Raw genomic sequence first — 6614 nt, 5'->3', positions numbered from 1 at the left:
AGCTTTGAACTATATGTTGTCCTAGTACAAAGTGAAGTATTTCGTGACCGTTTGGCTAAATTATCGTTCAAATCACAACAACTGGCTTTGCAAAATGGTCATGATGATCTGGCGCGAGAAGCACTCAAGCAAAAAAAGATTTTTACCGAAAAAGCTAATACTCTTAAAGCCAATCTAGATGAACAAACTGCCTTAGTAGGTGTTCTCAAAAGTCAACTAGCAGCCTTTGAAAGCAAAGTTTCTGAAGCTAAAGCGTTTAAAGTTCATATTAAATCCCAAATTATAGCTGCTAAGACTCAGGAGCGATTTCAAGAAATGGGTCGTAGTATGAACACTAGCAGTGCAATGGCAGCATTTGAAAGAATGGAAGCGAAAGTTTTCATACAAGAATCCCAGAGTCAATCGTTGGTAGAGTTAGCAGGTGCAGACTTAGAAAGCCAATTGGTAGCAATAGAATCTAGTAGTGAAGTAGATGAGGAATTGGCTGCTTTAAAAGCACAGATAAATTTAAAATCTCCTATCATGCCATCTAACTACACAGCTAACCAAGTAGTTGATGAAGACTTAGAAGCACTACGAAAAAAATTAGATGAATTATAGATAAAAAAAAACAATGCTATTAAGATAAACGTTTATGCCCTACCTGAAAGCCAAAAATTTAACAGTTACCAGTAAAGTTAATAGCGGTAGCACCTGCTTTTCATGAAGATAACTATACAGATAAAGAAGCCTCAAAATTTGAAGATAATATTTACTTTTATGAGTTTGCTATTAAACTTCATCAAAGCAAACCTAAATTTCAAATATGTAGTAAAAGTTATGATATTCCTTACCCCATTTTAGGTCTACCTGATAATCAAACAAGTTCTGATTTATCACAAAGAAGTTTATCAATTTTTATTATCAATTTTATCAGTAACTTACCTCTAGAGTATCGCCAGGATTTTACAGCTTTGCGAACATTATTAATGGCTCAACCAAAAGTGAAAGAAATGGTTAGTTCTACTTATAGAAAGGTACTATATGCAATTGGTGAGGGAGAAAATCATAAAAAACTAGCAGAAATAACCAATACTAGCAAAGCCCCATATAAGTTAATCCCACCAAGCATACAACTGTTGAGAATTAATCTCTAACTCATCGCAACCCCAGACAAATTTTACAAATTCACCTACGAAGTCTAAATCCTTTACCCCTTTAACTGTAATTGCATCAATCACCAAATCTGGGCTTTCTGTGTCATTAAAAACTACACCATCAAAAATTGCTGTTGCTTCTATACTCTTGCAACGTTGCCCAAATTCAATAAATGAACCAACTCTTGGAGCAGCATTAAAATTAGCATTTAGTGTAGTGTAGCCTTCTTGAAGCACTTGCTCCAATGATGACAAAGATAAACCCCGAAATTTGATTGCGTTAGGAGTATATTCAGTAATTGAGTTACCTAAAATTTCTTCAATACGTTGAACCATATATTTATATCCAGATTTAATGGACTGACACACATATATTTTTAAATAACTAAGCAACCTACATTCATAGGCTTTTAAAGCCTCTCTGCTTGCAGGGAAGAGGTTTGTAAAACGATTGAGAGCTTTTTGAGCAGTTTTATAGCCAGGAGCTTGCTTACCTAACTTCAGTTCCCAGTAAATCCTGTAAAAACCGATAACCTGCCTGCTCCAAATCCCCTACAAGAGAAAAAGTCAAGCTGCGAATTTGGATATTACCAACTTTGATATTCAACGGTTCTGCTAAGGGTACTGGATAAATTAGAATTGCCTCTTGACACCCTTTTGCTTCCGCATAGGCGACCATTTGGTTAATATCAGCTGTCGTTGGCTTAGAGGCAGCTTTATACTTGGTATCTAACACATATCTGGCTAGCCCTGTTGCCATATCATAGAGTATCAAGTCAATGTCAAAGTATAATGCTTTACACTGCCCCAAGTATACTCTTTCTTGGGATTGGATATCTAACGCAAGTGTTAGCAGTACCGTTTCCCGATGAGCTTTCAGCCACTCTGCCACAAAGCGTTCGTAGAGTTGTGACATATTAACCAAAAAGGGCAACGTCGCGTGTGTACCTGTTTTATGACTAGGTGCAATCTGTTCCAAAAAGAAGCGGCAAAGTGCATGTAGGGGGCGATAATCCTCATTCAGACGGTTGTACTGTCGTCCTACACAAGTTCTGGGATTACATGGTTGCAATGTTACAAATCCCTGTAGTAGATGATATGCGCGGCGCACCGTTGGCATTACCCGTTCCGTACACAAACCGCTACGGGCAATACACCAGAGTGTCCAAGCAAGAATTTGATTTTCTTCTACGTCTGCGGTATGTTCTTCATAATGGCACTGGATTTTAGTATCCCAAGGTCGAGAGATAAGAAGCCCTACATCAATACGTCCCCGAACGTAAGGTAAATGTTCTGTCTTGGGGATATAGGCACGGTAGAAACCCTGGCGACCTCGGTTGAGAATACGACGGGCTAAAATATCAGCCAGTCGTTCATAAAATTCTAAGAGTGTTTGACAATCAACCAGTCCTGACAAAAAGCGAAAACTTTTGAGATCATAGGCATACTCCAGCATTCGCAGAAGATTACCTAGCTTGACTTTGGGGCACAGGGCAATGTGAAAATCACTAGTTAAGGGAATGTGACCAACCCATCCTTGGGCAGTTAGTCGCCAGCGATCGCCTGTTTTTGGAGAAGGGAAGTCCACACTCACTTGAGTATCGTAGTCACGCCACAACATTTCTCCAACTGCATCGGGAAATAGCGATCGCGGTAATAATTTGGGAACGTATTCAGTTAATTCTATTATCTGTGGTGATGTTACACTCATGGGTCAATTTGCTTCTTGACTTCGTTCCAGCGAAACTGATCTACTTTACTGGGTTGGTCAAAAAAATATTCTTCCAAATACGGCTCAATTTCCATTTGCCAAACACTGTCAATCTGGTCAGCTAGGTTGCCTAAAAGAAAGAAGCTAATACCCACTTCGTTGTGAGGATTACCAATTGCCTGGTTCAACTTCATCAGCGTTTTAATTAACTTTTCTACTGGAAAATCAGTATTTGAGTGATATTGGTGGAGAATCTTATAGTTTGGGTAGAGAGGAATAAAGGCAAAGCGGCGACGGATGGCATGATCCACTAATGCAATTGAGCGATCTGCTGTGTTCATCGTGCCAATAATTCGTACATTGCTAGGAATGCTGAACACCTCACCTGCTGCCAAAGGCATTTTTTCGTCACGATACTCCAACAGATACATCAACTCACCAAAGACGCGGGCAACATTGGCACGGTTGATTTCATCTATAATCAGCACGCATATATTCTGACGACGACATGCCTCTTCACAAAAATTAAGAAACCGTCCATTAACCAGTGGATAATCTAGTTCTCCATCTATTCGTTGTGGGCGAATGCCTTGTATGAAGTCTTCATAAGTATAAGCAGGGTGGAACTGGACAATATCCACAAAACCATCACTGCCGCCAGTTAGATATTTAGCCAGTTTTTTGGCAATATATGTTTTACCTGTGCCTGGAGATCCGTAAAAGATTGCCTGCTTTTTACGCTCTATTGCCTTTAACCAGTTAAAAAGTGTCTCCTCTTCAATGCCAGTATCCAAAGCACATTCTTTGAGGGAATATTTTGGTTGCATTTCTATTGCTTTCACCTCAACAAGTAATTTGTTAACTTCATAGATTATGGGAGGTCTATTACGGGCTAAATCATACTTTTTAACAGCAACTAACCAATGACAAAACATATCAAACAAGTCATCATCTCGCATAGAGGGTATACCAGTTTGACGCATATTAGGACCTAATTCTGCAATTAATGTTTTTCCGGTTGCATTAATAACTGGATAATCCGTTAGTTTCCGACTATGAGATTTGCCTGTAAAGTAATTGATAACTTTTAAGGATTTATTATTAATTAACAAAAATTCATTTGATCGAATTGCATTCAGGATAGGTGTGAGCATCCCTGTTTGGAAGCCTTTACTATAATCTAATTTTGAAAACTCCTTACAAGCTTCTACCAATTGATTAGGGTAATTATTGCATTGACAAACGAAATTAAAAATTGCTTGACCTATTTTTGACCAGTCTTTTGATTTTGTCCAACCTGCATTTTCAAACCATTCCTTAATATCGTTGGTGATTACTAAGGTGTTATGAACCCAAACATTTCTTTGACTGTTGTTCGCCGTTGGCGCGTAGGGGAGAAGTTGTAGCAAAACTAACTCACTTATATCTTCTCCAGACTCATAGGCAGAGACAATTGCTTGGAAATTCTCTTTCCCTTTCTGACGCTGTTCATGGTAGGACTTCTGATGACGCAGCCCATCAGGAGTATAAGGATAAGAACTGATAAATTCTTTAAATAACTTTATAAATTCGTTATTCTTCTCTAAAATAAAAACCTGTCCGTCATTATGTAGTTTTTTTGTAATCATCTGTTCTCGCTTATACAATAGCGTGGGAGAATCCATCCTAATACTTAACATCAGTTATTTGTCATCATTGATGGATTTTCCCCACCTAAAAGCATAATTGTTTCATATTCTTTTTCATTAAGATAACGATAGCTTTGGGGTGGACGCAAGTTAGATATTTTATCTTTTAATCGATGTAATTCAATTGGTTTTTCAAATTTCTTTGCATTTATAAAATAAATTCCTACAGCAACTGATGCACCTTCATAATATTTGTAAAATTCTTGTCGCTTGATACCTGCATGGTCTTTAACTTGTTTCCATAATTCTTTTAACTCATTTTTTGTGGCTGATTTCTCAATAACAAAATCTACTTCAAAAAAACCTATAAAAGTTTTTTTCGGAGATGATACATATACAAAAACAATATCTCCTGTTTTTACACGAGTTCGTACCCTACGTAATTCTACTTTTTTCGTTTTATCTTCAAAAATTTTATTAGCGTACTCAGGTTTAACTGAAATTAATAATATGTGGCACAGCATCATATATTTTTACATATAAACTTCTCTATTTCCTAAATTATACAACTTTATAAATGACTCATTATTAATTTTATAAGGTGAAACAAGCAACAAATTATCTTTATTTAGAGCTTGCTGTACCTCTTGAAAGGATACAGAATTATTAAATAATTCTGTACCACTAAATCGAATTGCCATAATATCACCATTTTTATCTTTTCGTATACTATCAACATTAGTTTCGTTATAAACTCCTAATCTTTGAAAACGTCGATAAAGTTCTTTTGATTTACCTATGACTACCTCATCTACATAAGAACAAGCACCAATATAACCGACATCCTGAAAACCTTTACCTTTACCTTCACTTTGAGTTTCACTCACATACCAAAGAATTCGACAAGGCGCATTTAACCCTCTAGAGTTTTGTATAGCTCGATAGTAAACTGCTTCACGATTGAATGCTAATTCTGGTTTAGAGCCAAATCCTGGCAAAGCAAGCATTTGCTTTCCTAAATGTTCATCAAATAAATAGGAAGCCCATCTTGGTTGAATCGGGATAATAAATGTAGTAAGTTCAGAATCAGTAATTTTTGCAGGAAACAGAAATCGTTCGATATCTACTGATAACTGAGCATCTAGAACTATGCTTTCCTTATTAAGGTTCTTAGCAATTTCCTTAATAAAATTATATTCTTCACCAAATTCAGTAGCTAAATTAGTCAGATTATTGGATAATTCCACACAACTCTGTGTAACTGACAGATTTGCTTTTAACCACCCATTATTTACTTTAACAAATACATCTTCTTGAATAGCTTCAATAACAGTTTCTTCTGGATATTTGTCAGTAATTCTTGTAAAATATCGCTGGTCACGCGCTGATTTTAATATAGATTTAAAAAGTATGTGTCGTGCAAGTGTAGACGAAAGATTATGATTACCGACTCGAATTATTGGAATTTCTAGTTCCTGATTTTTCTGCTTTCCATACACAATTAAAGCAAGCGGAACATTATTTGACTCTCTCACTAAAATACTTTCAAATTTATCATGCTCTGCCAAATAACGTCGGAGTTCTTGCTGAAATGCTGTTTTATTTTCTTTTAGTTTATAATTGTGGAAATAATTTGCTAAAAAGTCTTCTTGCCCACGTTTTACCTGTATTTGTTCTAAGTGTGTACCAGAAAAACGTACAGGTTGATAGTCAGGTTTATCGCGGAGTTCATCTAGCCTATTTATAAGTTCTTCAGGTTGAATAACAGATAATTTAAAATTTTCATAGATTATATCTGCTAAATCTAAAAATTGCCTATCTCTACTTAAAAACACATGAGATTCCGAGGCTATACTCCTTGCAATATAACGTAATTTATCTTCAGCAATTACAAAATTATTTTTCTTGGTTATTTTTTGCAAAATATTTAAATTCTCGTCTAATTTCTGAACATCGCCAGGTAAGCAAGTAAAAGATTGGGCAAAATAATTCTGACTATCTCTCTCTTGACTGTTGTCAATTCGATTGATTTGATTAAATAATTCATCATTAATGCACAAATCTAATTCACTCTGCAACCAGTCAGCTAATAATATATTTTCCTCATCACTATTAATATTTTCATCTATATATAAATCC

6 protein-coding genes are annotated in these 6614 nt (G+C 36.0%); 1 reads left to right on the top strand and 5 read right to left on the bottom strand.

Going from position 1 to position 6614, the window contains the following annotated elements; translation table 11 throughout:
- Positions 1 to 600 (top strand): PspA/IM30 family protein (locus GNE10_RS30400; protein WP_260447092.1); only part of this gene is annotated, 600 nt, incomplete at its 5' end.
- Between the two features lie 494 nt (positions 601 to 1094).
- On the opposite strand, the gene GNE10_RS30395 is transcribed toward GNE10_RS30400, so the two are convergent.
- The 5 genes from GNE10_RS30395 to GNE10_RS30375 all read right to left on the bottom strand — a co-directional run.
- Positions 1095 to 1472 carry a hypothetical protein gene (locus GNE10_RS30395; RefSeq protein WP_185569522.1) on the bottom strand — a complete coding sequence of 126 codons (378 nt, stop codon included), beginning with the start codon at positions 1470 to 1472 and terminating at the stop codon, positions 1095 to 1097.
- 154 nt (positions 1473 to 1626) lie between these two features.
- Positions 1627 to 2847, bottom strand: a complete 1221-nt coding sequence (locus tag GNE10_RS30390; RefSeq protein WP_185569520.1) for an McrC family protein — start codon at positions 2845 to 2847, stop codon at positions 1627 to 1629.
- Positions 2844 to 4475: an McrB family protein gene (locus tag GNE10_RS30385; protein ID WP_185569518.1), complete on the bottom strand. Its 1632-nt coding sequence runs from the start codon at positions 4473 to 4475 to the stop codon at positions 2844 to 2846. Before GNE10_RS30385 ends, GNE10_RS30390 begins: the two co-directional genes overlap by 4 nt.
- A 50-nt stretch (positions 4476 to 4525) precedes the next feature.
- Positions 4526 to 5002 (bottom strand): EVE domain-containing protein, encoded by a 477-nt coding sequence (locus GNE10_RS30380; RefSeq protein WP_260447091.1) that lies wholly within the window; start codon positions 5000 to 5002, stop codon positions 4526 to 4528.
- Positions 5003 to 5008: 6 nt separating this feature from the next.
- The coding region (locus GNE10_RS30375; RefSeq protein ID WP_185569516.1) for an N-acetyltransferase at positions 5009 to 6614 on the bottom strand (1606 nt) is incomplete at its 5' end.

Source organism: Nostoc sp. 2RC (genome assembly GCF_014222165.1).
In the GTDB taxonomy this organism is placed as follows: Bacteria; Cyanobacteriota; Cyanobacteriia; order Cyanobacteriales; family Nostocaceae; genus Nostoc; species Nostoc linckia.
This window is presented reverse-complemented; position numbering and strand designations above follow the sequence as displayed.

Bases quoted from the DNA above. Each gene is read 5' to 3' on its own strand.
- GNE10_RS30395 (WP_185569522.1), bottom strand. From the start codon at position 1,472: ATGGTTCAACGTATTGAAGAAATTTTAGGTAACTCAATTACTGAATAT.
- GNE10_RS30390 (WP_185569520.1), bottom strand. From the start codon at position 2,847: ATGAGTGTAACATCACCACAGATAATAGAATTAACTGAATACGTTCCC.
- GNE10_RS30385 (WP_185569518.1), bottom strand. From the start codon at position 4,475: ATGATTACAAAAAAACTACATAATGACGGACAGGTTTTTATTTTAGAG.
- GNE10_RS30380 (WP_260447091.1), bottom strand. From the start codon at position 5,002: ATGATGCTGTGCCACATATTATTAATTTCAGTTAAACCTGAGTACGCT.